The following is a 261-nucleotide window of genomic DNA, read 5'->3' on the forward strand; positions in this document are numbered from 1 at the left end:
CTCGGAGATGACGTTCTCCAGGATGTGCGACAGGGCGCTGTCACCCTTGACCGCCGTGGAGTTCTCCACGCACTGCTGGTTCTGCGTGTCGTTGAGGAGGTCCTGCACACCGATGTTGATCAGACCCACGACGTTCTGCACGTCGACCTGGGCCGGCAGACCGATGCAGGGCTTGTTGAGCGAGCCCTGGACAAGGCCGATCTGCGGGCTCATGTATCCACCGGTGACGGTGTTGCCGTACGCCTGGGTGGCGAAGTTGCC

At 62.8% G+C, this 261-nt stretch carries 1 protein-coding gene; it reads right to left on the minus strand.

Translation table 11 applies throughout. The annotated features are described in order from the left end of the window. The coding region (locus PUR26_RS00530) for a rodlin (RefSeq protein WP_329868126.1) at positions 1 to 261 on the minus strand (261 nt) is incomplete at both ends.

This window comes from Streptomyces sp. SP18CS02 (genome assembly GCF_036322365.1).
GTDB lineage: Bacteria > Actinomycetota > Actinomycetes > Streptomycetales > Streptomycetaceae > Streptomyces.